The following is a 26,108-nucleotide window of genomic DNA, read 5'->3' as shown; positions in this document are numbered from 1 at the left end:
CGCGGGCGGCGCGGGCAAGTCAACGAACCCCGCCGCTACTACTGCGTCTTCTCCCCGAGTCGCGCTAACTTCAAAAACCGGTAGTACACCGTCTCCGCGTTAAACACCGCGATCATGAATCCGGCGCGGCCGTCGAGAAATCCACGCCGCAGCACGTAGGTCCGCACGAAGGCCCACGCGCCACGCCCGAGCGCTTTGCCGAAACTGCCGCGCTTGCCTGCCGCATGGCGCTGCAGTGCGCCCGCTGTCGAATATGCGTCGAGCTTGCGCAACACGCCTTCGAAGTCCTCGTACGAGTAGTGCATCAGCTTGCCGGTCAGGCGCTGTGAAGGCGTGTCGAACACCAGGCGCTCGTGCACGAGGTCGTCGGAGAAACGCGCTGCGCCACGTTTGAACAGGCGCGGAATCCAGTCTGGATACCAGCCGCTGTGGTGAATCCAGTGGCCGCAAAAGCTCGACAACCTGTCCACCGCATATACGTCGGCGGTGGGAGCGGCCAGTGCCGTGCGGATCGCCACCGCCAGTTCCGGCGAGACGATCTCGTCGGCGTCGAGCGAGAGAATCCAACGGGTGGTGAGCGCGTCCACGGCGCGGTTTTTTTGCGGGCCGAAGCCCGGCCAGTCGGTTTGCTCGAGTACGCGCGCGCCGTGCGCCCGAGCGATGTCAATGGTACCGTCGGTGCTGCCGCCGTCGATCACGACGATCTGATCGGCGAAGGCCACGGCCTGCAGGCATTCGGCCAGCCGCGCCGCCGCGTTTTTGGTGATGATGGCGACGCCGAGGGTGGTTTCTTGCATACCTGAATTGCGTGGAGGGTGCAGGGTGGCGGAATGGGTCGCGCAAGTATACAGCCCGGCCACATAACCCGGCCGATCCATAACCCCCGGCCATGATCCCCAACCGTTTACAATGCTGTTTTTTTGATATTTTGCGTGTCAGGCATTCCGCCCGCCGCGCGGATGCTGTCCCGCATTCTCAGAGGATTCCTTGAGCGCGAAGCCAACGTTAAGCAAACCCATCGGTTCAGGAGAGGCCTCGTCGCCTGCCGTCGTCTTTCGACGCTTGTGGCCTTATATCAAGCCGCTGCTGTGGGTGGTGATCGGCGCGGTCGTTGCCATGGCTGTGAGCGCCAGCACTGACGCGGCGATCCCCGCGTTGCTCAAGCCGCTGCTGGACAAGGGTTTCGGCGCACATGCGAGCGACAACGCCAAGTGGTTCGTGCCGGTCGCGGTCATCGGCCTTGCGCTGGTTCGCGGCGTGTCGCAATACGCATCCGGCTATCTGCTCGCCTACGTGTCGAACAAGATCCTGCTCGACCTGCGCCTGAAAATGTTCGAGCGCATGATTCACTCGAGCGTGGCGTTCTTCCAGCGCGAAACCGCGAGCACGGTGATCAACGCGATCGTCTTCGAGGTGAACCAGATTCTCAACGTGCTGTTGAGCGTGATGGTCACGCTGGTGCGCGATTCGCTGACCGTCATCTTCCTGCTCGGCTATCTGTTCTATCTGAACTGGCGCCTGACGCTGATCGTCGCGGTGCTGCTGCCGGGGATCGGCTGGCTGGTGGGCAAGATCAACCGCCGGTTGCGGCGCCTGAACCGCGAGCATCAATTGCTGACCAACGAACTATCGTACATCGTCGAAGAGACGGTGGGTGGCTACAAGGTCGTCAAGGTGCACAACGGCGAGAAGTACGAGACGGACCGGTTCACGGCGATGAGCAAGCGTCTGCGTGGCTATGCCATGCGCATGACCGTCTCCGGCGGCCTCGCGCAACCGTTGACGCAGTTCCTCGCGTCGATTGCACTCGCTGTGGTGATCACGATCGCGGTGGTGCAGTCGTCGTCGGATCAAACCACCGTCGGCGGCTTTGTGGCGTTCGTCACGTCGATGCTGCTGATCATCTCGCCGCTGAAGCATCTGATGGACGTGAACCAGCCGCTGCAACGCGGCATGACGGCGTGTGAACTGATTTTCGGCCTGATCGACGAGCCTTCGGAGCCGGAGGGCGGCGGCAAGCCACTCGAGCGGGCACGCGGCGAAGTGGAATTCCGCGACGTATCGTTCACCTACGGCAGCAACGCCACGCACAACCGCCACACGCTCGACCATGTGTCGTTCAAAGTGGCGCCGGGCGAAATGGTCGCGCTGGCGGGCCCGTCGGGCAGCGGCAAGACCACACTGGTGAATTTGCTGCCGCGCTTCTTCGATCCGACCGGCGGCGAGATTCTGGTCGACGGCGTCGCGCTGCCGGAATACGGCCTGCATGCGCTGCGCAGCCAGATCGCGATGGTGAGCCAGGACGTGGTGCTGTTCAACGACACGGTGGCCAACAACGTCGCTTATGGGCAGACGGCCGATCCGGACAAGGTCAAGGCGGCGCTGCGCGCGGCGAACCTGTGGGATACCGTCGAGGCGATGCCCAATGGCATCGAGACGCTCGTTGGCGACAACGGCATGATGCTCTCGGGCGGCCAACGCCAGCGTCTGGCTATCGCCCGAGCGATCTACAAGGACGCGCCGATCCTGATCCTCGACGAAGCCACCTCGGCGCTGGATTCCGAGTCCGAACGCCACGTGCAGGCGGCGCTGGAGACCTTGATGAAGGGCCGTACTACGCTCGTGATCGCGCACCGTTTGTCGACCATCGAACGCGCCGACCGGATTCTGGTGATGGAAGCAGGGCGTATTGTCGAGCGCGGCAGCCATCGCGAGTTGCTGACGCAAGGCGGGCTGTACGCGCATCTGCATCGCATCCAGTTCCAGCAGGACGCAGCCTGATCAGGCTTGACCGGCCTGATTTGGCCTGATTTGCCCGAATTCAGTTTGATTCAGTCTGGGTTCGGGTTGATCGGATCCGATTCGGCTCAACCTGCCCGAATCCGACCGGATCTCGCCAAATTCCACGCATGTCGACATAAGCGGCCGGGCTGCGCCACGACAGGCGTCTACCGGCTGCTGTCAGCAGACAATCCCGGCATCTCCCACGCGCCTCGTACCCGAATCCCTGACAAACGTGGGTGCCTCCGCGGCTCTAGCCATTTCAGCGGCCGTTTTTCCGCACGATTCGTTTGAGCCAGATTCCCGGCGCGTAGACCGCTGGACACGTCGCGTACAAAAACATGCGGATGCGCAACCCGAGCTTCACTTTTGGGTTGCGTACAAGCAGCCCAATACGTTCTCCGAGGCCGCCGGCTTCGAACATCGCGTGAATGAATTGCTCGCGCGCGAGCTTGGGCGCCATCGCCGCACGCATGCGCTCGCCCACACCGCCGATCTCGGCGTCGCGCTGCAACTGCGCGAGTTCCGCCAGGCCATAGCGATTACTTTGGCGCATGCGCGCAATCAACTCACCCACCGATCCATAGCGGCGTTTGCGCGACAGTCCGCCGCGCCGGTAGCGCACCAATGGCTCGCGCAGACTCGCGGCCCCGCCTGACAGGATCGCGCGCAGCACCATGATCTGATCTTCCGCGGCGGCGCCTCGCAGCATGGGTCCGAAGCGTTCGAACAGCCGCCGCGACCATGTGTGCGCGGCGCCGATGAGCCACGGACGGCCGGCGAGCCAGTCGTCGAAACTGCGATAGGTGTCGAGTTCGGTTGGCGCCATCCGTTCGTGGACGTTGCCGGCTTCGTCCATGTCCGCGAGGTCGGTGGCGATCAGGTCGGGGCGGCGATCGCGCGAGAGCCAGAAGTCGACCACCCGCTCGCAGCGGTTAGGCGCGGACATGTCGTCGCCTGCGGCAACGAAAAGCAGGTCTCCCTGAGCCATTTGCGCGAGTTGCGACAGATGTGCACTGATGCCCTGATTGACCGCGTTGCGGCGCGCGATCACCGTGTGCGGTCCGCGGTAGCCGGCGATCGCGGCTTCGATCGCGGCGAACGTGGCGTCGCTGGAGGCGTCGTCCGAGATGATGATTTCGAGCGGTGCATAGGTTTGTGCGAGAGCGCTGCGCACGGCGTCGGCGATCTGCTTTTCCTGGTTGTAGGCGATCAGCAGGATCGAGACCAGCGGGCGCCGGGTGTCCGACGCTGTGGAGGCAAGGTTTGTCGACGGGCTATCGGTCATGTCACACGCCATAAGTCTTGAAAAGAGGGCCATTGATCTGAAGGGACTGTTTTACCGGCACTGTTACCGTCACCCGGCCAGGGTGACGCGAAAAGTGGGAGGGCTCGCTAGTCATGCCGCAGAACGTGAAAATTCGTGGGGATGAGGACGCCGTCGACGAGGGCAAATCGATGCAGTGAGTCCACACTACGCTGCATGGCAAGTAACACGACCCGCGGCGCGAGGAAATAAGCCGTCGCAGTAGCTGCCATCGCACCCGTGCCCGTGTAGGGCGGCCTCTTCTGACTACCACACAAGCAGAATGCCGACCCCAAGCAGGCCCGCAATCACGGCCCAGTACGCCGCATGAATATAGCGGGCCTGTCGCCTGTAGCGCGCTGTGTAGGAGGGCGCGAAGTCTTTCATGCGTTTCCCGAAAATACTGATCGGGTTCGCGGTGTACTGCGCATAGATCGGGCTGTTGCGCGCGTAGATGAGGCGTTGCGACTCTTCGATCTTTCCTGACTCCATCTGTTCAGTCGATCGCGAACTGTTCTTCACGCGATAGAGGAACAGCGGCGCATCAATAAAGCAGACCTTGGATTGAGGGCTTAGAAGCCGCACGTAGAATTCCCAATCCTCGAAACCGTGGATCATTTCCAACGAATACCCGCCCACGCGCAGAAATGCCTCGCGCCGGTACATGGCCGTATTGACGATCATGTTTTGCCACAGCAGCTTTTCGTAGCTGTATTCCGGCAAGCGCCACACCTTGCCGGTTGCGCCGAATCGCTTTGTCTTGCAATGGACAAGGTCGGTATCGGGCTGCGCGGTGAAGTACCCGACGGCGCGTCGCAGAAAATCAGGGTGCAGCTTGTCGTCACCATCGAGCGGCATGAAAAGCGCGCCGCTTGCCTGCGCGAAGCCGAAGTTTCGTGCTGCCGCGACGCCGCCGTTTTCCTTGGTGAAGGCGCGGAACCTGCGGTCCGTCTTTGTGTACCGCTCGATGATGGCCCCAGAGCCGTCAGTAGACCCGTCATTCACGATGATGCATTCCCAGTCGTCATAGGACTGGCGCAACACAGACTCAAGGGCTTCTGCGATGAATTCTTCCTGGTTGAAGCAGGGCACAACGATGGAGACTTTCGACATGGCCGGTTTTTGATGGATATTTGCCGCTTTCTTACATAATTCTTGCAGTTTTCCGGCGACTGAGAAATTCTAGCCCATTCCCGCCAGGCGTCTGTTCTTTTGGGAACGGTCGGATCTTTTCATTATCCGTGGCAGCAATTTTTCGCATACCTGACTCAGTTTTCACTTTCTGTGGCAACCGACAGGTCATGGAAAAGGGTAGGGCGCGGTTCGGCTAGATTCTAATCGGTGACGGGAGGGCCCCGTCATGTAGCGTCCCGGGCCCATCCTTTACAATTGCCGCTGTCCCGAAATCCAGACCGCACGATCCTTTGCCGCGCGGGCGCCTCACAGAGAACCGTTCCTTGTCCGACCCGACCCGGCGTCCTGTTACCGACATCGCCCTGACCGCCCAGGCGCTGAAAAATAGCGGCGGCGCCGAACGCTACACGCGCGACGTGATTGCCGGCTTGCATCGGATGGGCCTGCGTCCCACGCTGTTTGCCCGCGAGATCGATCGCTCGCTGCCCGAGGCAGCATGGATCGACGCTCAACCGCTCAATGTCCGCTGGGTGCCACGCAAGCTTCGCAATCTGGCGTTCGACTGGCGTCTGAAGCAACGCCTGAAACGGCACCGTCCGGCATGCGTCTTCTCGATCAATCACTCGACGCATGCCGACGTCGCGTTGTGCGGCGGCACGCATCCGGGCTCGCTCGAGGCCGCCGGACGCGCCGCGCGCCGCAGCGACCAATGGCAGATCGACATGGAGCGCCGCGTCTATTCGCAGGCGCGTTCGATCGTCGCGCATTCGCAATTGATGAGCCGCGAATTGCAACGCTTTTACGGCGTGCAGTCCGAGCGTATCGACGTGCTCTATCCGCCGGTGGACACGGCACGCTTCCAGCCGCTGAACGATGCCGAGCGAGCGGCGGTGCGGCGGCATTTCGATCTGCCCGAAGACCGCGTGATCTTCGTATTTTCGTCGACCAGTCACGAACGCAAAGGCTATCCTTTGCTGGAGGCGTTTTTTGCTCAGACCACGCTGCCGGTTTGCCTGGTGGTGGCCGGCCGCCCAGTGCCGAAAACCAGCGACACGATTCGCTATGTCGGGTACTGCAAGGAAATCGAGAAATTGTTTGCTGCAGCCGATTTCACCGTGGTGGCGTCGGCGTACGAACCGTTCGGTCTGGTGGGGGTCGAGTCGGTAATGTGCGGTACGCCGCTTGTGATCGCCGACAACGTCGGATCGGCTGAGACGGTCACCGGAACGGCGAAGATCGAGTTTTCGCGGCAGTCGGCGGGGAGTTTCGAGCGCGCGATTCAGGCTGCGGTGGAGCGCGTGCGGGGTGGCGACGCGCGCATCGCCGAGCCGCTGCGCAGCCTCGTCTACGACCCAAGCGTCGACGCGCATGTCGCCGCGCTCTACGAGATGTTCACGCGTTGAGATCAGGCCTTGACGCCGGGCGTGGTTTGGATGCCCGCGCGTGAGACTGCCGGTTGCGCCGTCGCCAGTTCACGCTTGCGCGCGTCGATTACCGCTAAAAACGTAGCGACCAGCAGCGCGAGCAGCACCGTGACCATGATCGGCACGAGGACGTCGATGGTCAGGCCGAAAATCACCGTGCTGGTCGCGACCGCGAGACCGGCATAGGACGCCGCGCGAATCACCGGATCATTCGACAGCCGGTGTCGCCAGAAGTACACGGAGATGCCGTAGTAGAACAGCAGCAGGCACATCACGCCGATTGCGCCCATCTCAGCGAGGGTCGAGAAAAAGTCGCTATGGGCGCGCTCGTTGACGATCTCGTTTTTCACTTCACCACGTTTGGCCAGCAGACCCAGTTCGTCTACCAGACGCCCCTTGCCGATGCCGTACACCGGATGACGCGTAAAGATCAGCCGCGATGCATTCCACAACTGCAAACGCAGGCCCAACGACGTGTAGTCGTCGCCCTGATGCAGCATCGAAACATCGGTTGTCACTGCGTCGAGGCGCTTCTGAATCCGCTCGGTCGACAGCAGCGCACCCGCGCCGATCACAATCGCCAGCGTAGAGATCAGGAGGCGCTTCTTGTGCGCGTGCCACTGATACTGCATGCCCAGCAGGATGACGAACACGGGTACGGCCAGCCAGCCGCCGCGACTGCCCGACAGATACGACGCGTAGCCGCCGCCAACCATGGCCAGCAGCCGGAGACCCAACACGCGCCAGTCACGCGGCTTGTCCCAGCCCAAGGTGAAGACCGAGAGAAAGCTGAGCAACAACGCGGTGTCCCCGAACGGAATCGCATTCGTATAGGAATTGTTTAGACGATTCGCATCCGTCCAGCCGCCGGCGGGTTGATCGACGAGCGCCCAGATGCCCACGGCCAGCGCGCCGGCAGCACACCCCCAGCCGATCACGCGCAGATGCCGGGACGGCAATTGCCGCAGCAGCAGAAAGACCGGCAGGGCGAACACGAAGCGCGACAACGCGTCAAACTGACGCGGTATCCAATAACCGAGCACCGCCTGCTGGACGGCGATTGCCACGACGAACGCCAGCATGCCGATCGTGAACCAGCGGTAGGTGCGCAGACCGGAGAAGTAGCCCGGCGTGTGCCGGTTGGCCACGGCGGCGCCGAGCGCTAGCGCGAGAATCGCGAAAAAGCAGTAGCCCGTGCCGCCACGCCACACGAGATTGACTGCGGGCGCGAAAAATAGCAGGACTGTGCTGAGCCAGACCAGACTGGGAGCAAAAATCATAGGGCAACAATATGTAAAAACACTACCGTTCCGGTGGCGGAGTTGCTATGGCCGGATCCTTGGGTGAATTTTTTAAGACGGTAGAGCGATCGCGATTATAACCGCGCGTCTCCTTGCAAAATGCTTGCCGGAGCACACAGTTAGCTGTCTCTCGGCGGAGCGCGGCAAACCGTGCGGCCTTGCACGGAAAATCGTGCTCCGAGATAGCCGTCATGGCTTGCGGACCGTGCTATTTGTCGTAGGAGTCGGCTGCGGCGGTACAATCCCCGGCAAAACTTATTGGCGACGCTGTTTGGGCGGCCGGTGCGGCTCCGGGTTCTTACAGCGCCCACCGGCACTTGCACCGCCAACGCTTCCCCGACGCTTCCCCGACGCCAAGCTCAACGGACCGAATCGATGTTCTCAATCATTATCCCGACCTGGAACAACCTGCCTTACCTGCGGCTCGTGATCGAGAGCCTGCGGCGTCATTCCACACATGCGCATCAGATCATCGTGCACGTGAACGACGGTTCGGACGGCACGCTGGCCTGGGTGCGCGACGAGGGCATCGAACACACCGCTTCGCCCGGTAACATCGGCATCTGTCATGCGGTCAATATCGCGGCGGCGCGCGCCACGCAGGACTACATCGTCTACATGAACGACGACATGTACTGCTGTCCCGGCTGGGACGATGCACTCGTCAAACGCCTCGCGCAGATGCCGGCCGACAATCTGTTCATGCTGTCCGGCACGATGATCGAGCCGGTCGACTCCGGCAACCCGTGCGTCGTCGTGCAGAACTTCGGTCGCGACGTGGAAAATTTCCGCGCCGACGAGCTGGTGGCCGCCACGCCGAAACTCGTGCGCGCCGACTGGCGTGGCGCCACGTGGCCGCCAACGCTCGTGCATCGCGACTGGTGGTACAAAGTCGGCGGCTATAGCAGCGAATTGAGCCCTGGCATGAGCAGCGACAACGACTTTTCGATGAAGTTGTGGGACGCCGGTTGCCGGGTGTTCCTCGGCGTTGGCGACAGTCTGGTTTATCACTTCCAGCAGAAGAGCACCGGCAAGGTTGTCAAGAACGATGGGCGCCGTCAGTTCCTGAACAAGTGGGGCATGACGCAAGCGACCTTCGATCGTTATTTTCTGCGACGCGGCACTGCGGTGGAGGGCGCTCAGGCGGTCGGCGAACCCGAGCGGACCGGCCGCTTGCGGCGCGCGCTACTCAAATCACGCATCAAGCGTGCGTTCAGCTGAGGCAGATGTGCGCGCTTGCGCGCACATCTGCACTGCGCTTCCCAGCGAGTAGCGGTGCAAATTCGGCAAGCGCCTCGCGCGAGCCGACGTGCGCGCGTTACACGCCGCCCGTCACCAATGGCAGCACCGTCAAATCCGGGTGCGTGCCGTCGACGATGCTGCGTCCCACATGAACTCCCTCGTAAAGTGCTTCGTCCTTGCCGGCGAAGCTTTCTTCGCCGTCCGCATGGAACGGCACCGCGTGCCCGGGGATGGCCGGATCGGCGCCTGGATGGCACACGTAACCGACGTACGTGTAGCGGTTATCAGGCGCGGCTGACGGCTTCGTTTCGTCGGGCGGGTTTTTCGGGAAGGGTGCCACGTGAATTTCGAAACCCTCGTACTCCACCACCTGCCAGGGTGCGGTTTCATCGGCCATGGCCACCTCCGTCTATGTCGCGCGTCTTTCAAAAAGTCTAGCTGATTTGAACGTAAAGCGCGTCCTAAGACTGATGCGGCAAACCACTACGGGCATCGTAGCGCGAAATTCCTTCGACACCTGCAGTGGGCCGCCGGGACCGCGCGATGCGACCGTTTCGGCGCAGAGTGTGGAGGTACGCGCCCGACCTCGCCATCTCCATCGTCATATAGAATGACGCGCTTTGCCCGTACAAGACCCCGCCCATGTGGTTCAAAAACCTTCAGTTGCACCGTCTTCCCGCTCCGTGGTCCGTCACCCCTGAACAAATGGAGAAATGGCTCGCGCCGCACGCGTTCGCGCCGGGCAATAGCGTCGAGATGCAAAGTCACGGCTGGGCATCGCCGCGCGACAACGACTCGCTGGTGTATTCGCTCAATGGCCAGATGTTGCTGGTGTTTCGCGCCGAAAAGAAATTGCTGCCGGCTTCGGTCGTCACGCAAGTGACCAAGGCTCGCGCGCTCGAACTTGAAGAGCAGCAGGGCTTCAAACCCGGCCGCAAGCAGATGCGCGAACTCAAGGAGCAGGTGACCGACGAACTGCTGCCGCGCGCCTTCAGCATCCGTCGCGACACGCGCGTGTGGATCGATACCAGGAATGGCTGGCTCGTGATCGATGCGGGCTCGCAAGCGGTTGCCGACGAAGTGCGCGGCCTGCTGGTGAAGTCGATCGATCAACTGCCGCTTGGCACCGTACGCGTCACGCAATCGCCGGTTGCGGCGATGACCGAGTGGCTGCTTTCCGGTGAAGGCCCGGCTGGCTTCACGCTCGACCAGGACACCGAATTGCGTTCGCCGACGGAAGGCAACGCGACGGTGCGCTACGTCGGACATACTTTGGATGCCGAAGATATGCGCCGTCATATCGAAGCCGGCAAGCAATGCATGCGGCTCGCGATGACGTGGAACGATCGTGTGTCGTTCGTGCTGACGCCCTCGCTGACGATCAAGCGCATCGCGCCGCTCGACGTCGTCAAGGAAGCGAGCGATCCCACCGCGCAGAACGACGACGAGCGCTTCGACTCCGACGTCACGCTGATGACGGCCGAACTCGACCGCATGCTGTGCGATCTGCTCGACGCGCTGGGCGGGGAGCAGGGCGTGGCGATGCCGCAAGCCGCAGCTGCCTGAATGACGTTCGCTTGAGCTGCGTTTATCCGCTGCAAGCCGGTGCGTCGAGAATGCTTCGCGCCGGCGCTTATTAAGCCGGATTATGGTTATCTGAATCCGGCTTGATAAAATTTACCCTTCATGTCCCGGCCGTCACACTGTTTGTGCTGACGGTGCAAGCCGTCAGGAGCCTTCCGATCCATCGACGCGCGCCACGCTTCCAATCATGCAGGCCGCGTCATCCTGACCAGGATTCGACATGAAAATCGCCCACTTGATGATCTCCCTCGGTGTTGCTTGCGCCGCCTCCACCGCCATGGCTGCCGACGCGGCGTATCCGCCCGCGCCGCTGCCCGCATACGCGCAGGACGAATTGCAGAAGGTCATCGACGCGGCAACGGGGCCGTTGCCCGCTGCACAGACCTCATCGGCTGCGCCACAAGGCGCGGCAACCATGCAAAGCCCCGCTGTTTTGCAGCACGGCTCATACGCTAACCCGCGCGTCACGCCGCAAGATGAATCGCATGCAGCCGCGAGCACGAGCAAGCGCGGCACACGCCCGTCGAAGGCGCATCGGCACGAGCGCCACAAGTACGTCTGAGGATCTTGCTGCGATCGCGTGGCGTCGATGCGCCATGCATTCACGAAGCGATGCTGCGTGAATGCAGCACCACGCGCAAACAAAGCTACACCGGATCCTGCTGCGCCGACGCCGTGAATGTGTATAAGATTGCGTTCAGAAAGGCGCATCGATCACGGAGGGCTTGCGATGGTTCGGCTGGTTATGATCCTGCTAGGTACCGATTACCTGCGCACGCGTTGGCGCTCGTTGCAGTTGATCGGCTGGGTGAGTCTGGTGCTCGGTGTGGTGGTGTTCATCGACGCGCTCGACAGCGCGCTCTATTTCCCGATCACACCGTTTGCGTTATTGCTGCTGCTCGAAGGGCTCGCCACGCTGGCCGTCGCCTGGACCGGCATGGGCGGGCAACGCACGCTGCGCTATGTGAAGGGCCTCGCATTCTGCTTTGCGGCGGCGCTGATTCTCGCCGGCCATCACCACGGCAATTTCATTCTGTCGATGATCTTCGGCACGCTCTTTTTGGCCGACGGTCTGCTGCAGATCGTCTCCGCGAAGGTCGTCCGGTATCGCACGTGGCGGCTCGCGATGATCGGCGGCGGCATTGAAATCGCGCTGGCGGTTTTCTTCTATCAGCCGTATCCGACGCACTATGTGGGCACTGTGCCGTACTGTCTCGGCCTCGGCCTGATATTCGGCGGCTGGAACATGATTTTGCTGAGTATGCGCGTGCGGCGTCTCGCGACGAATCCCGCGGTGGCTTCGGATGAGGCAAGTGCTAATGCCGCCAACCCCGCCGCGAGTGCTGTCTCTCCCGGTCGGTTGAGCGCGGTCGAATGGGACGGCCCGCCCGCCGCCGATGAAGACGCGTTGACCGTTCACGTGTGGACGCCGGTGGGTTCGTCTAAAGGTGAAGCGCGGCGGCAGTTGATCGTCGATCGCTACATCGCGGCGGTGGATCGTAACGGCGTGATTTCGACCGGCCATGCCGCGCTCGAATCGCCTGAGGGTGTCTATATCAGCTTGTATCCGGGCGTCGAAATCGATCGTTCGCCCGACGACTTCGCGCGGCTGCTGCGTGCGACGCGCGAGAACGACGTGCCCGGTGTGTTCCAGCCAAATTATCCAACCGAATCGAAAGCATGGTGTCCGTCGACGGTTCAGGTGCGCATTCGCAATTACGATCCGGTGCGCCTGCGGCACTTCTGGGACACCTATCGCCAGGATACGACCTACAACCTGACGCACCGCAATTGTTCGAGCAGCGTATCGCGCGCGCTGGAAGCGGCGATCGAAGGCGCGTCTGCGCGCGTGTGGGGCAGCCTCGGCGGCTGGCGGCCGTTTTTGCGCGTGATCACGACGCCGGAACTGTGGGTGGCCGCACAACTGCGCAAACGCGCAGCGACGATGGCGTGGACGCCCGGCCTAACGCTCGACTACGCGCGAGCGCTCAGCATGCTTGCCGACCCGCGTCCGTCGGGTTGGGTGAAGATGGCGCGCCTCGCCGTGCGCAGAATGGTGCGTTCGCGGCAGCAATGGCGTGAGGAAGAGCGCGCCGCGCCGGCTTCACAGGAAGCCGGGCGCGGGCATGGTGCGGGCGTGGTGCGTGATTGATGGGCTTGATGCGCTTGACGTCGGCGGGCGGCGGCGGAGATTCGTCGGCGAGGTGCAGTCCCAGTCGCGCTTGATCCACAACTCCGCGACAAGTTAGCCGCAACCACCGCACGACGCGGGCAGGTGCTTCGCTTGCCCAAGTTCGACGTAACGGTAAAAACAGCAAGCGCATCAAGAGCTTGCCGATTTTGCCGGATAGTTATGCACAGATTTGCCAACAAAAACTGGGGATAACTTTGTGGTCGCCGTTCGGGTGTTTCGCCAGTGAGATTTAGCCCGTTCTTCATGGGTCTGATATTGTGAAATCGCACTTTGTACTGCGATTCTTCTCGTAGCGCTTTCTTGCGCTACTCATCTCCCTTTCGTGCGGCGTGTTACGCGCCCCGTCTTTTCCCTTCCGACCTGCCTTGATTTGCGTGCCAACGTCCAATCACTTTCACGTACGGATATCCAGCGTCTGACGTTCTGGGTTTTTCATTGCGACGCGTTGATGACTGACGGGCTCTTGCGTAATTCCCTACGGATTACGTAGGGGAGTGAAGGCGACGTTTGTAGTGGCAACAGGGCAATTGCATGAAACGTTACAGATCGTTGCGGAATCGTTGTAAGGCCGGTTGAAGGCGCGTTTACTTCTGCTTTTGACCTTGGGAAGAGGCGATGCGAGAAGACGTGCTGAGTATCGAGGAGAAGACAAAATGGCTGCGTACGAGAATAAACAAACCGTCTTGCGGGCCAGCAGGCAACCTGGCCCGTCTACTGGCCGCATTCATGTTGTTGATGGTCGCTTTCGGGGCGCGCGCGGGAACTGACGAGGAGTGTCTTGCGCTCTATCCGAAGTCACATGCGATCCGGGGAACCCCGTCGTGCCCTCTCGACGTTTCAAGCAATACCCCTATCGGCCTCGGCACTTACGACTGCGTGGGCAGGGCCGATCTGATTATTCCCTGGTGCAACGGGACCGACAATCCATCTGACGACTCCTGTCCTGTGGCAGACCCAGTGTTCCCAGCGAACGGCAACGTAATGGTTTCCGAAGCTGACTTCGCGAGCGGTGACACGTCTCCACTTGTCTTTAGCCGTACCTATCTTTCGAAGCCCTACGATAAAACGCAGACGGCGATGGGCGGCTACTGGGTCAACAACTGGCAGCGAAGGCTTGATCTGTCGGCGGTTAACGCGAGCACGCCGAAAATCGCTGCTTATCGGGGTAACGGGCAACCGCTGACATTCAAGTGGATTGGCGGAGCGTGGGCCGTGCCAGGAACCGCTGGTCTTTCCCTGACGAAGGCTGGCGACGGGTACTTCTACCTGAAGGACGAACTGCTTGGCACGACGGAAGCCTACTCGGATACCAGCGGCAAGTTCTATTCCGAAACAACCCGCACGGGTGTGATCCGCAAGGTTACATATGACGGCAGGCAGCGGCTGTCATCGATCGCCTGGTGGCCAGTCGATAACGTAGTACTGGCAACAGCGACTTCAATTCGTTTGGTATATGACAATAGCGACCGCGTCGTTACGCTGGTAGATCCCTTGGGAATGCCCACGGACTACGCTTACGACGGAAAGGGCAATCTTGCTTCGGTAACTGCACCATATGGCCACGTTCGTCAGTATCTGTACGAGGACGCCCGCTTTCCAAACGCCTTGACAGGCGTAAAGGACGAGTCCGGTTCGCGGGTTGCAACGTGGACCTATGATTCCACCGGACGTGCAATCTCGGTCACCCATCCCGACACGACACGTAATGTGTCGCTCAGCTACGGTTCCGGCACGACGACGCTCAGCGATATGTCCGGCACCAGCACGTATTCGTTTGATGTCGGAGACACGTTGCGTCCTCGAACAATTACTACGCCAGCCGGCGCGGTATCGAGAACGTGGGATGCGGCAGGGAATCTGAAGCAGAGGCAGACGCCCGATGGAGGTGTCCAGTACACCTGGGACAGCGTCAACCGGCCAACGAAGGCAACTGCGACCGTTGCCGGGAAGAAAGCGGTAACGACGATTGAATACAGCGATGCCAATTCGTTGCGTCCGCATCTGGTCGCTACACCGGGCAAAGTCCGCGCATTCGTTTATGACTCGCGAAGCAACGTCACGGGCTATGCGGAACGCGCAACGACCGACCTGACGGGCGAACAGGGACTGCAAGCGGTCGGGACGGGTAGTCAAATGACAGTCGGCGCACGCTACGACGATGTGGGTCGCCTTCTGTCAGCCACTGTCACCCAGGATGGCAAGAAGATTGAAGACTGGACCTACACGTATGACGCAAAGGGCAACATCGCAACGACGCAGGATGCCGTGTCAGGTTGGGCGATGCGAACGCTTGAGCGTAACGCCGCGAATCGTGCAACACAGATAGCGGGCAACAGCGGTAAGGCGAGCATCGCTTACGACGAGCGCGGTCGCGTGTCTAATTTCAAGTATGACGAACCGGCAGGTATTGCTAATGGCGGACTCGCCCGCGTACTAAGCGTCGACTATCGTTATGCCGCGAACGGCACGGTGTCCTCGCGTACGGCGCAAGTGTCAACGAACGGCGCCTGGTGGAAGCCGATCAGCGATGCTGAACTTGGGGTGTGGCTCACCAACTGGGAGCTGGGTAATGAGCCGGTTTCGCCACCCGCTAACCTCACCGGACTTCAGTCTGACGCCGATGCCTTCATACCAGGACTCTGCGTTGAATGCTACATGGCGTGGAAAGCCACGTTCACGGGGAAGCTGTTTGGTAGTGAACTGAGCGATACACTTCCGAAGTGGGGCGAGACAACTGAGTTGCTGCTGAGCGATCAGTCGCAGGTTCCTTATCCTGCCCTTGTGCCGGATCTGACTGGCTCCGCGAAGAGGTCAATGCTTTACGGCGCGCTCTTCGGAGCCGCGAGCGGTGGCGGCGGAATGGTTAAGTGTGGGGGCAGGGAGGGTCACGAGAGTGAATGCTTCGCGCGGTACGAAGTTCAAATGGAAATGTGCAATGCGATTGCTTTCCATAGGGGCGGCGCGCGCGGCATCGCGCTGTGCAAACAGCAGGCATTCGAAGATTATCAAAAGTGCAGAGGTTATTGATGGCTAATCATCCGCCGTATTGTGTGGTTCTGACCTACCTCGAGGATCGTCAACAGTTTGCCTTGCAAGCTGTTGACCGAGCTAAGTTTGCTCCGCTCATAGCCGGACAATTCGAAGTACCGATTCTGCTAGACGAATTCGATTTCAGGCTTGATGACGAATTCGCGCAAGGGCTTGGAGCTACCATGTTGAATCTGATTGCGCTTGGTCAGCCGGACATCAAGCAATACATGAGCGTGACACAACGACCTGTCGATTGACCGTCAGGAGAGTAATTGACCAGCGGTTAAGTGGTATGACTGACTGACGTTTGGTCATTGCACTGAAGGGGCGCAAACGACCCCAATGTGGCCCACGGGAAAAGTGCAAACTGTCCGCTTATCACCAACTTCCGGCGGCGCGGCCCGCGTGCCGCCGGAGCTCCCCAGCGTGAATGCCTCGCGCAGTATGACGCTCAAATCGAAATGTGCAATGCGATTGCTTTCCACATGGGCGGTGTGCGAGCAGCCGCGCTGTGCAAGCATAGGGCATTACAGATCTATCAAAAGTACAGAGGGTATCGATGACTAATCATCCGCCGTATTCCGTGGTTCTGACCTACATCGAAGATCGTCAAGAGTTTGCTGTGCAAGCTATTGATCGAGCCAGATTGGGCCCGGTCGTGGCCGGGACGCTCGAGGTGCCGATCCTGCTGGACGAACACAATTTCAGGCTTGACGACGCGTTCGCGCGACGGCTTGGCGCCGCGATGCTTAGTCTGATTGCACTGGGGCAACCGGACATCAGGAAATACATGAGCGTTACCGAGGACCCAATTGACTAGTCGTCAGAAGAGTAATTAATCGGATGTTGAGCGCCATGACCGACCGACCTTTTGGTCATGGTGCCGCGGGACAGGAACCAGCCCGATGAGGCCGGTGGGAAAAGCGCAAACCGTCCTCTTATCAACGCCGTTCGGCGGCGCGGGCCGCGCGCCGTCGGAAATCTCTAGAGCGAATGCTTCGCGCAGTATGACGCTCTAATCGAAATGTGCAATGCGATCGATTTTCGGGCGGGCAGCGAGCGAGAAGCCCCACCGTTTAAGCAGACGGTATTCCAAATTTATTAAGAGTGTAGGGGCTCTGATGGCTAAACATCCGCCGTATTCTGTGGTTCTGACCTACAACGAAGATCTGCAGCAGCTAATAGTGCATACCATTGATCCAACTAGGCTTGCCCCGCTCGTTGCAGGGAGAATGGGCGTGGTGATGGCTGATGAACAAGATTTCAAACTGGACGATGAATTTGCGCGACAGCTTGGAGTCGGGATGCTGAATACGATTGCGCTGGGGCAGCCTGACATCAAACAGTACATGACGTTCACGGAAGGACCGATCGACAAGTCGTCAGAAGAGTAGCAACCGGGGGTAAGTGTTATCTGATCGACGTTTGGTTACGGCCCTCCGAGGGGGGACGGAAGCGGCGCCGCTGATGTTCGGTAGCGAAATGCAACCGTCCCCTGTCACGATCGTCGGGCGGCGCGGGCCGCGCGCCGCCGTAAATCTCCAGAGCGAATGCCGTACGCAGCATGACGCTCAAATCGAAATGTGCAATGCGATTGCTTTCCATAGGGGCGGCGCGCGCGGCATCGCGCTGTGCAAACAGCAGGTATTTCTAGATTATCAAGAGTGCAGAGGGTATTGATGGCTATTGATCCACCCCGTTCCGTAGTTCTGAACTACGACCAAGACAGTCAGCGTTTGAATGTGCAGTTAGTTGAACCTGCCAAGCTAGCCCCGCTTCTGGCTGGAAAATTCACAGTGCCGATTCTGTTAGACGACTTCGATTTCAGGCTTGACGATGAGTTCGCGCGTCGGCTCGGAGTCGCAATGCTCAATGCAATCGCACTGGGTCAGCCTGAAATCAAGCAATACATGACCGTTACGCCGGACCCAATCGATTAGTCGTCGGAAGAGTAACTACCAGAGGGTAAGTGCCATCCGATCGACGTTTGGTTATGGCACTCCGAGGGGGGCGTAAGCGGCGCCGCTGATGTTCGATGGCGAAGTGCAACTGTCCCCTATCACGATCGTCGGGCGGCGTGGGCCGCGCGTCGCCGTAAATCTCCGGCGCGGATGCTTCTTGCAGTATGAGGCTCGAATGGAAATGTGCAATGCGATTGCTTTCCACATGGGCGGCGTGCGGGCAACCGCGCTGTGCAAGCAGAGGGCGTTATAGATCGATCAAGAGTGCAGAGGGTATCGATGACTAAGTTTCCGCCGTGTTCCGTAGTAGTAACTTACGACGAAGATCGTCAACAGTTGATTTTGCAGTCTGTCTCACCAGCGAGGTTGGCTCCAGTTTTGGCTGGAGCAATCGAAATGCCGGTCCTGCTGGACGAATTCGATTTCAGGATTGACGACGAATTTGTTCGTCGGTTTGGTGGTGGCGTGCTTAATCTGATTGCGGTGGGGCAGCCGGAGATCAAACAATATATGAGCTTCACACCGCACCCAATCGACAGGCCGTTAGAAGAGTAATTGGCCAGAGTGCTGTGTAGCGTTACCGGCTGACGTTTGGCCGTTGCATTGGGGGGGGCGAGCCGGGCTGAGGCTTCGTGACTGTCCCCTATCACAACCGTCCGGCGGCGCGCAGACCCGTGCCTGCCGGATGCCTGGCAATTTCCCGGAATAGCTGAAGCGGCACGACCGCAGTGCGCACGGTGCAACAGATAATTTTGTGTGCACACGACAGCCATTACCGGCCGCTTTCTCCGCCCATCGCCTTATATTGCGCGTAACTAAACATCTGAAAATGCTGATGGCCCGGCAGTTTTGCAATAACCTTTGAGTCGTCTGGCGGAATTTCTCCGAACATCTCATAGTGAAATGCGAGCGTGCTCACGTAGTTGACGGTCGGCTCGATTGAGTGGAACCGCACGTAGCCACCGGCTTGCACGGCGTTCCAGAATATCCTGTCGCCGCTGATGCTTTCGCGCGCGTCCTTGAATAGCCACGCCGCGCATGCGGGAAAGGTCGGGCGCGTGAGGAAATAACAGTTGGTGTCGTTGAAATCGACGCTGTTCGATTCTTTACAGATGCCGAGCATACGGCCGTCGACAGTGAGAATCTTTCTAGTCGCCGTGACTACCTGCGCACCCGTTTCATCGACGATCATGCGCATCGTTTCGACATGGTTTGGCTCATACCAGTTGTCGGCGTCAAGAAAACAGATCGCGTCAAATCCATTCGCGGCCGCGCACGCGGCACCTACACCGCGAGGTGTATCTCCGTAGTCGGCGTGATTGGGAATCTTGATGTGGACCACACCTGCCCAGCTATCAACGTCGGAGACAGGGAATCCATCGGCGATCATAAAGTGGGTCACGTTACCAGGCTGCGCAAGAACGCTTTCGTGACATCTTCTCAAGACCTGAAGCGGCTCTTTATAGTAGGCGCTAATGACGGCGACTCGCATGAAGGCTCTTCGTGGGATTGCTGAAACGGCGGATTATATCTATCGCCAATCCACACTGAACTATCTCGATTATGCAGGTCAGCTCTTCTGTGGGGGAACGGTGGTTTCCCCGCGCCGCAGCCTGGGGGAAAAGCGCGGGAACGGAGGGTTGCGGGAGCGCAGGAGGCGGAATTTTCCCTACGCGCCGCCCGCAAGGCCATGTGTGACAGGGCATCACTCCATATGGGGACGGTTTTAGCCAGATTTGCGAACAGAAGATTCTGTCGATAACTTCCGCATGCAACCGCGCTGCCGTCAAATGAGTGATTTCAACCAATATGGCGGGTGTATGCTGAAATCGAAAGCTTGTCGATGACAGCATCCCACCACGCTGAACTTTGGCCGTGGCTCATTCAGGATCAAACCGTGCCGGGCGCTCAACGCCCGCTGCGGCAGCAGTTTTACCAGCGTGAACGTGATGCTCAGGACGAACCCGGTTGCATCCATCGGCCTGTCAGATGACTGAGCCAAAGCGCTTCACGGTGCGTCACGTCAGCGTCTACCGTTACTCGGAACCCGTGCGGTTCGGCGAGCACCGGATGATGTTCCGCCCGCGCGCCAGCCACGACTTGCGCCTCGTCACGACCCAGTTGGCGATTACGCCGACGCCGTCGCGGCTGCACTGGCTGCACGACGTGTTCGACAACTCGGTGGCGGTCGCGAGTTTCGTGGGCAAGGCGAGCGAATTGCGTTTCGACAGTGAAGCGACGCTCGAACATTTCGAAACGCCGATGCCCGACTACGCGCTCGAACCGTACGCGGTGAACTGGCCGTTCGCGTATACCAACGAGGAAGCGTCCGATCTCGTGAACGCGCGCAGCCGCCAGTATCCCGACAGCGACGTGGACGAATGGGCGCGCCGCTTCATTCCTGTGCAGGGCGGCGGCGGTGCGAGCGGCAAGAACGGCACAGGCGGCACGATGGCGCTACTGCGCGCGATGACGCTTGAAATAAAAAGCACGTTTTTCTATGTGCGCCGCACGGAGAAGGGCGTGAACCGTCCCGGTGACACCTTGCGCAACCGCAGCGGCAGTTGCCGCGATTTCGCGGTGCTGATGATGGATGCGGTGCGCTCGCTCGGTCTCGCGGCACGCTTTGTCAGCGGTTATCTGTTCGTGCCCGAGCACGACGCGACGCAAGGCGGCGGTGCGACGCATGCATGGCTGCAGATCTATTTGCCGGGCGCCGGCTGGGTCGATTTTGATCCGACCAATAGCATAGTCGGCAATCGCCATCTGATCCGGGTGGCGGTGGCGTGGAACTACTACCAGGCATTGCCGTTGTGGGGTACATGGCACGGCGCGCCGCATTCGTTTCGCGGTTTGCAGGTCGATGTGAGTGTGACCGAAGGTGACCGAAGGTGAGTGAGGCGTGAGCCGGATGAACGGGCCTGTAAAAATCGAATGTGTGAGCCGGAGCGGCAACGCAGGTTGCTCGCCGGACGCGTCAATTGAACGTTTCAACTGGAAGAGGGTGTCGTGATGAAATTGCGCGTTGGCTACGAGCTGGTCTATGAGTGCGTGCAACCGACGCCGATGATGTTGATGTTGAACACGCACTTTTCGCATGCGAAGGAAGTGCTGAGCGCGGATTTGCTGGCGGTCGATCCACCGGTGCCGATCAGGCAGTATCGCGACGGCTTTGGCAATTTATGCAGCCGGGTCGTGGCGCCGCAGGGACGGTTTGCGTTGTCGACGAGCGCGGTGCTCGAGGTGTCGTCAGAGCCCGAGATGCGGCCGCCGTTTACCGAGCAGCATGCGGTGGAGGCGTTACCTGACGATTCGCTGGTATTTCTGTTGGGCAGCCGTTATTGCGAAACGGATTTGCTATCCGAATTTGCGTGGCAGACGTTCGGCAAGATGCCGCTCGGTCGCGGGCGGGTGGACGCGATTTGCAACTACGTGCATGACCACATTGTGTTTGGCTACGATTTCGCCCGGCCAACCAAGACCGCCTGGCAGGCGTGGCAGGAGAGGAAAGGGGTATGCCGGGATTTCGCGCACCTGGCCGTAACGCTGTGCCGGGCGATGAATATACCGGCGCGGTATTGCACGGGATATATCAGCGATGTCGGCACGCCGCCGCCTTATGCGACGATGGATTTCGCTGCGTGGTTCGAGGCGTATGTTGGCGGGTGCTGGCAGACATTCGATCCGCGGAATAATGTGCCCCGGACGGGGCGGGTTTTGATGGCGCGTGGCAGAGATGCTGCGGATGTCGCTATCAGCAATGCGTTTGGACCTACGCAACTGCTGAAGTTCGATGTGGTGTGCGAGGCCATTCAGGTTTTTTCTGCCACTGAAAAAACCTGAGGCTCCCGGTGCGACGTGCCGGATAGCACTTTCATGGCGTTCAGACGCAGCACGCGAGCTCATTCCCCAAGCGCCAATGCGCGTTTGCGCCGAACCAGCTTGGAGCCGATCGATACCGCCGCGCCGATGCACCCCATCGCCACCGAGAGAATCACGATCAGCCAGCCGGTTTGTGCCCGCGCCGAAAACACGCCGACCAGCAAACCGGCGAGCGGTTGAGTCATGTTGTTCAACAGGATCACCACGCCGGTCGTCTTGCCGTAGTCCTCGGGCGGAATGATTTTCTGCCGTGCGCTGCGGATGTAGACATTGAACATCTTGTCGAAGCCGACAATCAGCAGAAAGCCGAGCGCATAGCCCCAAGGCGCCGCACTCGCACCGGCGATCACGCCACCGGCACAGATTGAAATGAACGCGACCCGGCCGAGTGTTTGCGCAGGCCAGGTGTTACGCGCGATCGTCAAAAGAATCAGCACTGTGGCCACGGCGCCGGCAGTCTGCAGGCCGGCATAGTAGCGGTTCGATTGCGCGTGAAAACCGGTCACCATTGCTGCTGATGTCGCAAGGGTCACGCCGATCACCAGATTTTCGGCGGCGGCGAGCAGCACCACTTTTTTCAGGCCGGGCAGAACGAGAACATGGCGAAGTGCGATGCGCATGGGCATCGTCCAGTGGCCTGGTGCAACGGGACGTGGGTCACCGGCGCGGAACCCGCTGGTGCGTTGCCATAGCAGCAACGCTGCATCGGCAAGCAGAAACAGCGCGCCGGTTGCGCCGACCACCCACTCCCAGCGCCACAAGCCGAGCAGCAGTGCGGCCAGCATCGGGCCGAGTACGAAGCCCAACTGGTCCGCCAGCTGCGAGTAGGCGAGCACGCGCTGGAACTGCTGCGTGCTGAAAATTTGCGGCAGCATCACTTCGCGCGCGACCAGCCCCTGGCTCGTCAGTACACCGCACAATGCCGAGAGCGCGATCAGCCAGCCGATGCCGCCAAACAGCGCATAAGCCAGCACGCCGCCGAAGCACACCAGCGCCCGCACGGTCTGGCTCACCCGCATCAGCTTGAGCGGCGAGATACGGTCGCACAATGCGCCGAAGAAGGGAAAGACCAGGTAGCGTGGCAGCGTTTCGATAAAGAACGCGAGACCAGACCACGACACCTGGTGTGTCGTCTGAAACACGACGAGTGGCACGAGGAACAACAGGACCTGATCGGCGAGACGCGCGACGAACAGCGAGCAGAAGAAAGCCTGATGGTTGACGCGCACCGTTCATGTCTCGCCGTTTATGGGTCGAGACCGATCCTATCAAAGATTGCGTCAGCCGCCCCGGTAAGCCTGTTCGAGCACCGCGATATCGAGCTTGACCATTTTCATCATGGCTTGCATCACGCGGCTCGCTTTCGCCGCGTCCGGGTCGCGCAGCATCTGGGGAAGTGCGTCCGGCACGATCTGCCACGACACGCCGAACTTGTCCTGAAGCCAGCCGCATTGCATCGCCTTGCCGCCGTCCAGGAGCTTCGTCCAATAGCCGTCGACCTCCTGTTGCGACGCGCAGTGCACGAACAGCGAAATAGCCGGCGTGAAGCTGTATTGCGGGCCGCCGTTCAAGGCCGCGAACTCCTGACCTTCCAGCTCGAAGGTGACGAACAGCACGTCCCCCTTCCGCCCAGGGCCGGCATCCGTGTAGTGCATCGTGGTGGTGATGCGCGAATCGGGGAACACCGACGTGTAGAAGCGTGCGGCTTCTTCCGCGTTACCGTCGAACCAAAGGCATGGCGAAATCTTTTGCATACGTCCTCCTCGTGCTGAATGGCGTGCGTGGCCTATTGCTGGCCGCACTCCATATTCTGCATACCTTGCTGAATCTGTTCCGGGGTCAGGTCGCGCTTGTGGGTGGCGAGCGACCAGCTGTGGCCGAACGGGTCCTTCAACTGGCCGTAGCGGTCGCCCCAGAACATATCGGCAAGCGGCATGACGACGGTCGCGCCGGCTTCGACGGCCTGCTTGAAACTGGCGTCGACATCTTCCACATAGTGGTGAATCGTGACCGGCGTGCCTTTCAGCGCGTTCGGGCCCAGCGCGTTGTGATCAGGCCATTCGTCGGTCAGCATCAGCATGGAGTCGCCGATCTTCAGGCAGGCGTGCATGACCTTGCCGCCGGGTCCGGGCAGGCGATACTGCTCGACGGCGTTGAAAGCCTTGATGTAGAACGCGATGGCGTCTGCGGCGTTAGCGCAAATCAGATACGGGATCAGCGAGTGCATCCCGTCCGGGATCGGTTTGACAGCGGGGCTGGACATGACGGCGACTCCTTGAAGTAACAGGTTCGTGAGTTGAAAGACCGACTGCGTGAGCCAGGCCTTCAACGTTACGACGAGTGCATCGCCTTTGAATCGACACTCCGGAAAAAATATTTTTAAGCACGCCCGTGCGGCGCCGTGAGGTGCGGGTGTCGGCGTGGGCACGCCTGTGCGGCGCGTGGTCGCCGCACAGGTTCAACCGGCCGGGTTTTCTGCTTCCGACTGTAGGTCAACCGGCCGGATTGTCGTCGTCCGGCGGCGCGGCGGGTGTGGAGGGGGCCGACGGCGTCGCTGCTGCGCCGCCCGGTGCACCGAGGATGCTGATCTGGAACGTCGGGGTCGCCGCGAGCGATTGCAACGCCGCGTCTTCCGGGATGTGTTCGAACAGCGGCAGGATCACCGAACCGCCAATCACCGCGCGCCGGCTATTGTCGGCCGGGCGTAAGCCCCACACGTCCTGGTAGACCACCGGCACCGTGATGCCGTTGCGGGTCGTGTTGCCGATGTATAGCATCACATGGCCGCCAATGTAGATCAGCGTGCGAAACGGTTCGCCATGCTGGGCGAGGTAGTCGAGCCGTTGCGCCGGCGTCGACGCGGACAGATCGATCATGCGGCCGGCGCTCATCTGCGTCGACGAATGGCGCGGCAGCCAGACGCCAAACGTCGCGAAGATGCTTTGCAGTTCCGACGAACAGTCGTTGTAGAGGCCGCTATTGCCCCAGCCGTACGGCCGCCCGATCAGCGTTTTCATTAGCATCGCCAGATGCCGCGGGGTGGCGGCGAGCGGCATCGGGGCGATCTGCGCATCGCTCAGTTGCGCGGTGCGGATGATCGCCTGGCCGTCCACATCGCGCGCCGGGACGAAGAGTTTGCGCGAGGCGCGGGCGTTGGAAGCTTCGCTCGCAGCTTTAATTGCCTCTGTTGCGGGCCGCGTGGCGTTATCCGGGGCGAGCGGCAGCAGCGTGCCGGCGGGCGCGTCGAAACGGAACACGCCGCGGCTGTCGCGCACCGGCGCCGAGGCCACCGTTACCGCGCCCAGCGACTTCGCGGTGGCGGCGCGCCACGTGTCGACGAAGGTGTCGCCGGTCATGCCGACGCCGTCGCTGCGCACCCAGCCTTGCACGTCGGGCGTCTGCACGTAGCGCCACGCACCGTCGACGCTGCTGCCCAGAACATACAGTGGCGTGCCAGGGCGTACCGCCGAGATCTGCAGATTGTCGAACGGATAGCCTTCGCCGGCCAGGTGGTGATCGTAGAACGACGGGTCCGTGGTCGGCAGTTCGCGCACCATCAGGTTGCTGGTGGCGATCGCGCGGCGTTCGGGCTTGTAGACGGCCGCCTGCGTGAACTGTTCGACGTCCATGTTTTGCGCGATAGCGTCGATCCACGCCTTGTCGTGCGGCCGGAAATTCTCGCCGTAGCCGATCGCCGCACCGCTCTTGCCGGTGTTGTCGAACTTGTCGATACGGCGCTGCTGCAGCGCGACAATGTCCGCACCTTGCTGGCGATAGACACGCATCGCCACGTAAGCGGAATTCCATGGCGACGGTGCGGTCGTGCCGGTACCGAAATAGCGCGCGTAGAGGGCGCTGAAGTGCGCCTGCTGATCCGCCGGGCTCAGGAACGGCTGATCGTAGCCGGGGCTGTCCGGTTCGAGCCAGTGGTCGACGTTCTGGTCGTAATTGGCGATCGGGAATAGCGTGACCGTGTCGACGCTCGTGTGGGTATCGCGTATCGGCGACGGGTTGCTGCAGGCGGCGAGGGTAGCGGCGGCTGCGAGGGCGGCGCATAGCATGGCGGCACGGCGCACGTGCGGCAATCGGGCGGCGAAGCGTGTAGCAGAGCGGGGCAGAACGGCGACGGGCATGGAGTTCGATAGTGATGGTCCAAGGGCACGATGATACGGTGTCGCGCGACGGGCAGGGAGGTGGATATCTGCTGCACTTGCACGGGACGAACGAGCGGGGGCGTTCCCACGCTTACAGGCTCCTCGCGGACATGAG

At 60.7% G+C, this 26,108-nt stretch carries 24 protein-coding genes; 14 read left to right on the top strand and 10 right to left on the bottom strand.

Translation table 11 applies throughout. From position 1 onward, the window contains the following. Positions 1–38: 38 nt before the first annotated feature. The gene (locus KHO31_RS08440) at positions 39–797 is read right to left on the bottom strand and encodes a glycosyltransferase family 2 protein (RefSeq protein WP_201084880.1); all 759 of its coding nucleotides are present in this window, start codon (positions 795–797) and stop codon (positions 39–41) included. A 190-nt stretch (positions 798–987) separates the two neighbouring features. Here KHO31_RS08440 and msbA point away from each other — a divergent pair, with 190 nt between their 5' ends. Next, positions 988–2,781: a lipid A export permease/ATP-binding protein MsbA gene (gene msbA / locus KHO31_RS08435; RefSeq protein ID WP_201075039.1), complete on the top strand. Its 1,794-nt coding sequence runs from the start codon at positions 988–990 to the stop codon at positions 2,779–2,781. Between the two features lie 262 nt (positions 2,782–3,043). Here the strand turns inward: msbA and KHO31_RS08430 are convergent, their stop codons facing one another. Together KHO31_RS08430 and KHO31_RS08425 are read right to left on the bottom strand one after the other, a co-directional pair. Further along, positions 3,044–4,069, bottom strand: coding sequence for a glycosyltransferase (locus tag KHO31_RS08430; protein WP_201075040.1), 1,026 nt, complete (start codon positions 4,067–4,069; stop codon positions 3,044–3,046). A gap of 285 nt (positions 4,070–4,354) precedes the next feature. Continuing rightward, on the bottom strand, positions 4,355–5,200 hold the full coding sequence (locus KHO31_RS08425; RefSeq protein ID WP_211623055.1) for a glycosyltransferase family 2 protein: 846 nt from the start codon (positions 5,198–5,200) through the stop codon (positions 4,355–4,357). A gap of 344 nt (positions 5,201–5,544) precedes the next feature. On the opposite strand from KHO31_RS08425, the gene KHO31_RS08420 reads away from it, so the two are divergent. Continuing rightward, positions 5,545–6,624 (top strand): glycosyltransferase family 4 protein, encoded by a 1,080-nt coding sequence (locus KHO31_RS08420; RefSeq protein ID WP_201075042.1) that lies wholly within the window; start codon positions 5,545–5,547, stop codon positions 6,622–6,624. 2 nt (positions 6,625–6,626) lie between these two features. On the opposite strand, the gene KHO31_RS08415 is transcribed toward KHO31_RS08420, so the two are convergent. Further along, the gene (locus KHO31_RS08415) at positions 6,627–7,925 is read right to left on the bottom strand and encodes an O-antigen ligase family protein (protein ID WP_201075043.1); all 1,299 of its coding nucleotides are present in this window, start codon (positions 7,923–7,925) and stop codon (positions 6,627–6,629) included. Positions 7,926–8,321: 396 nt separating this feature from the next. Here KHO31_RS08415 and KHO31_RS08410 point away from each other — a divergent pair, with 396 nt between their 5' ends. Further along, a complete protein-coding gene (locus KHO31_RS08410; RefSeq protein WP_201075045.1) occupies positions 8,322–9,167 on the top strand; it encodes a glycosyltransferase family 2 protein in 846 nt (281 codons plus the stop codon). Between the two features lie 97 nt (positions 9,168–9,264). Here KHO31_RS08410 and KHO31_RS08405 read toward each other — a convergent pair whose 3' ends face one another. After that, positions 9,265–9,585 carry a hypothetical protein gene (locus KHO31_RS08405; protein ID WP_201075048.1) on the bottom strand — a complete coding sequence of 107 codons (321 nt, stop codon included), beginning with the start codon at positions 9,583–9,585 and terminating at the stop codon, positions 9,265–9,267. A 245-nt stretch (positions 9,586–9,830) separates the two neighbouring features. Here KHO31_RS08405 and KHO31_RS08400 point away from each other — a divergent pair, with 245 nt between their 5' ends. The 9 genes from KHO31_RS08400 to KHO31_RS08360 all read left to right on the top strand — a co-directional run bounded on the left by KHO31_RS08400 (position 9,831) and on the right by KHO31_RS08360 (position 18,512). Beyond that, positions 9,831–10,754, top strand: coding sequence for a recombination-associated protein RdgC (locus KHO31_RS08400; protein ID WP_211623054.1), 924 nt, complete (start codon positions 9,831–9,833; stop codon positions 10,752–10,754). A 238-nt stretch (positions 10,755–10,992) separates the two neighbouring features. Continuing rightward, on the top strand, positions 10,993–11,334 hold the full coding sequence (locus KHO31_RS08395) for a hypothetical protein (protein WP_211623053.1): 342 nt from the start codon (positions 10,993–10,995) through the stop codon (positions 11,332–11,334). 168 nt (positions 11,335–11,502) lie between these two features. Then, entirely contained in the window at positions 11,503–12,924 is a 1,422-nt protein-coding gene (locus KHO31_RS08390) for an HdeD family acid-resistance protein (protein WP_211623052.1), read from the top strand. 657 nt (positions 12,925–13,581) lie between these two features. Beyond that, entirely contained in the window at positions 13,582–15,993 is a 2,412-nt protein-coding gene (locus KHO31_RS08385) for a DUF6531 domain-containing protein (protein ID WP_211623051.1), read from the top strand. Beyond that, entirely contained in the window at positions 15,993–16,253 is a 261-nt protein-coding gene (locus tag KHO31_RS08380; protein ID WP_211623049.1) for a hypothetical protein, read from the top strand. The genes KHO31_RS08385 and KHO31_RS08380 overlap by 1 nt, the downstream gene beginning before the upstream one ends. Before the next feature lie 302 nt (positions 16,254–16,555). Then, positions 16,556–16,816 (top strand): hypothetical protein, encoded by a 261-nt coding sequence (locus tag KHO31_RS08375; protein ID WP_211623047.1) that lies wholly within the window; start codon positions 16,556–16,558, stop codon positions 16,814–16,816. 301 nt (positions 16,817–17,117) lie between these two features. Then, the gene (locus KHO31_RS08370) at positions 17,118–17,390 is read left to right on the top strand and encodes a hypothetical protein (protein ID WP_201075057.1); all 273 of its coding nucleotides are present in this window, start codon (positions 17,118–17,120) and stop codon (positions 17,388–17,390) included. A gap of 285 nt (positions 17,391–17,675) precedes the next feature. Next, positions 17,676–17,936: a hypothetical protein gene (locus KHO31_RS08365; protein WP_201075059.1), complete on the top strand. Its 261-nt coding sequence runs from the start codon at positions 17,676–17,678 to the stop codon at positions 17,934–17,936. Between the two features lie 300 nt (positions 17,937–18,236). Next, positions 18,237–18,512, top strand: coding sequence for a hypothetical protein (locus KHO31_RS08360; RefSeq protein ID WP_201108079.1), 276 nt, complete (start codon positions 18,237–18,239; stop codon positions 18,510–18,512). Between the two features lie 217 nt (positions 18,513–18,729). Here KHO31_RS08360 and KHO31_RS08355 read toward each other — a convergent pair whose 3' ends face one another. Next, positions 18,730–19,449 carry a glycosyltransferase gene (locus KHO31_RS08355; RefSeq protein WP_211623045.1) on the bottom strand — a complete coding sequence of 240 codons (720 nt, stop codon included), beginning with the start codon at positions 19,447–19,449 and terminating at the stop codon, positions 18,730–18,732. Positions 19,450–19,946: 497 nt separating this feature from the next. Here KHO31_RS08355 and KHO31_RS08350 point away from each other — a divergent pair, with 497 nt between their 5' ends. Both KHO31_RS08350 and KHO31_RS08345 read left to right on the top strand, forming a co-directional pair. After that, complete coding sequence (locus KHO31_RS08350; protein ID WP_211623043.1) at positions 19,947–20,852, top strand: transglutaminase family protein; 906 nt, start codon at positions 19,947–19,949, stop codon at positions 20,850–20,852. Between the two features lie 117 nt (positions 20,853–20,969). Beyond that, positions 20,970–21,800: a transglutaminase-like domain-containing protein gene (locus tag KHO31_RS08345; protein ID WP_211623042.1), complete on the top strand. Its 831-nt coding sequence runs from the start codon at positions 20,970–20,972 to the stop codon at positions 21,798–21,800. Positions 21,801–21,859: 59 nt separating this feature from the next. Here the strand turns inward: KHO31_RS08345 and KHO31_RS08340 are convergent, their stop codons facing one another. The 4 genes from KHO31_RS08340 to KHO31_RS08325 all read right to left on the bottom strand — a co-directional run bounded on the left by KHO31_RS08340 (position 21,860) and on the right by KHO31_RS08325 (position 25,972). Continuing rightward, positions 21,860–23,068, bottom strand: coding sequence for an MFS transporter (locus KHO31_RS08340; protein ID WP_201075064.1), 1,209 nt, complete (start codon positions 23,066–23,068; stop codon positions 21,860–21,862). A gap of 51 nt (positions 23,069–23,119) precedes the next feature. Beyond that, positions 23,120–23,593, bottom strand: a complete 474-nt coding sequence (locus tag KHO31_RS08335; protein ID WP_201075066.1) for a VOC family protein — start codon at positions 23,591–23,593, stop codon at positions 23,120–23,122. 32 nt (positions 23,594–23,625) lie between these two features. Continuing rightward, positions 23,626–24,102, bottom strand: a complete 477-nt coding sequence (locus tag KHO31_RS08330; protein WP_201075068.1) for a VOC family protein — start codon at positions 24,100–24,102, stop codon at positions 23,626–23,628. Between the two features lie 229 nt (positions 24,103–24,331). Beyond that, the gene (locus KHO31_RS08325; protein WP_211623040.1) at positions 24,332–25,972 is read right to left on the bottom strand and encodes an SH3 domain-containing C40 family peptidase; all 1,641 of its coding nucleotides are present in this window, start codon (positions 25,970–25,972) and stop codon (positions 24,332–24,334) included. Between the last annotated feature and the right edge of the window lie 136 nt (positions 25,973–26,108).

Origin of the sequence: Paraburkholderia domus (assembly GCF_905220705.1) — a bacterium.
Lineage (GTDB): Bacteria > Pseudomonadota > Gammaproteobacteria > Burkholderiales > Burkholderiaceae > Paraburkholderia > Paraburkholderia domus.
Note: the sequence above shows the minus strand (reverse complement) of the source record. Positions and strands in the feature narration are given on the sequence as shown.

Excerpts from the sequence above, each read along its gene's own strand:
- KHO31_RS08440 (WP_201084880.1), bottom strand. The coding sequence starts at position 797 with ATGCAAGAAACCACCCTCGGCGTCGCCATCATCACCAAAAACGCGGCG.
- KHO31_RS08430 (WP_201075040.1), bottom strand. The coding sequence starts at position 4,069 with ATGACCGATAGCCCGTCGACAAACCTTGCCTCCACAGCGTCGGACACC.
- KHO31_RS08425 (WP_211623055.1), bottom strand. The coding sequence starts at position 5,200 with ATGTCGAAAGTCTCCATCGTTGTGCCCTGCTTCAACCAGGAAGAATTC.
- KHO31_RS08415 (WP_201075043.1), bottom strand. The coding sequence starts at position 7,925 with ATGATTTTTGCTCCCAGTCTGGTCTGGCTCAGCACAGTCCTGCTATTT.
- KHO31_RS08410 (WP_201075045.1), top strand. The coding sequence starts at position 8,322 with ATGTTCTCAATCATTATCCCGACCTGGAACAACCTGCCTTACCTGCGG.
- KHO31_RS08405 (WP_201075048.1), bottom strand. The coding sequence starts at position 9,585 with ATGGCCGATGAAACCGCACCCTGGCAGGTGGTGGAGTACGAGGGTTTC.
- KHO31_RS08400 (WP_211623054.1), top strand. The coding sequence starts at position 9,831 with ATGTGGTTCAAAAACCTTCAGTTGCACCGTCTTCCCGCTCCGTGGTCC.
- KHO31_RS08395 (WP_211623053.1), top strand. The coding sequence starts at position 10,993 with ATGAAAATCGCCCACTTGATGATCTCCCTCGGTGTTGCTTGCGCCGCC.
- KHO31_RS08390 (WP_211623052.1), top strand. The coding sequence starts at position 11,503 with ATGGTTCGGCTGGTTATGATCCTGCTAGGTACCGATTACCTGCGCACG.
- KHO31_RS08385 (WP_211623051.1), top strand. The coding sequence starts at position 13,582 with ATGCGAGAAGACGTGCTGAGTATCGAGGAGAAGACAAAATGGCTGCGT.
- KHO31_RS08380 (WP_211623049.1), top strand. The coding sequence starts at position 15,993 with ATGGCTAATCATCCGCCGTATTGTGTGGTTCTGACCTACCTCGAGGAT.
- KHO31_RS08375 (WP_211623047.1), top strand. The coding sequence starts at position 16,556 with ATGACTAATCATCCGCCGTATTCCGTGGTTCTGACCTACATCGAAGAT.
- KHO31_RS08370 (WP_201075057.1), top strand. The coding sequence starts at position 17,118 with ATGGCTAAACATCCGCCGTATTCTGTGGTTCTGACCTACAACGAAGAT.
- KHO31_RS08365 (WP_201075059.1), top strand. The coding sequence starts at position 17,676 with ATGGCTATTGATCCACCCCGTTCCGTAGTTCTGAACTACGACCAAGAC.
- KHO31_RS08360 (WP_201108079.1), top strand. The coding sequence starts at position 18,237 with ATGACTAAGTTTCCGCCGTGTTCCGTAGTAGTAACTTACGACGAAGAT.
- KHO31_RS08355 (WP_211623045.1), bottom strand. The coding sequence starts at position 19,449 with ATGCGAGTCGCCGTCATTAGCGCCTACTATAAAGAGCCGCTTCAGGTC.
- KHO31_RS08350 (WP_211623043.1), top strand. The coding sequence starts at position 19,947 with ATGACTGAGCCAAAGCGCTTCACGGTGCGTCACGTCAGCGTCTACCGT.
- KHO31_RS08345 (WP_211623042.1), top strand. The coding sequence starts at position 20,970 with ATGAAATTGCGCGTTGGCTACGAGCTGGTCTATGAGTGCGTGCAACCG.
- KHO31_RS08335 (WP_201075066.1), bottom strand. The coding sequence starts at position 23,593 with ATGCAAAAGATTTCGCCATGCCTTTGGTTCGACGGTAACGCGGAAGAA.
- KHO31_RS08330 (WP_201075068.1), bottom strand. The coding sequence starts at position 24,102 with ATGTCCAGCCCCGCTGTCAAACCGATCCCGGACGGGATGCACTCGCTG.
- KHO31_RS08325 (WP_211623040.1), bottom strand. The coding sequence starts at position 25,972 with ATGCCCGTCGCCGTTCTGCCCCGCTCTGCTACACGCTTCGCCGCCCGA.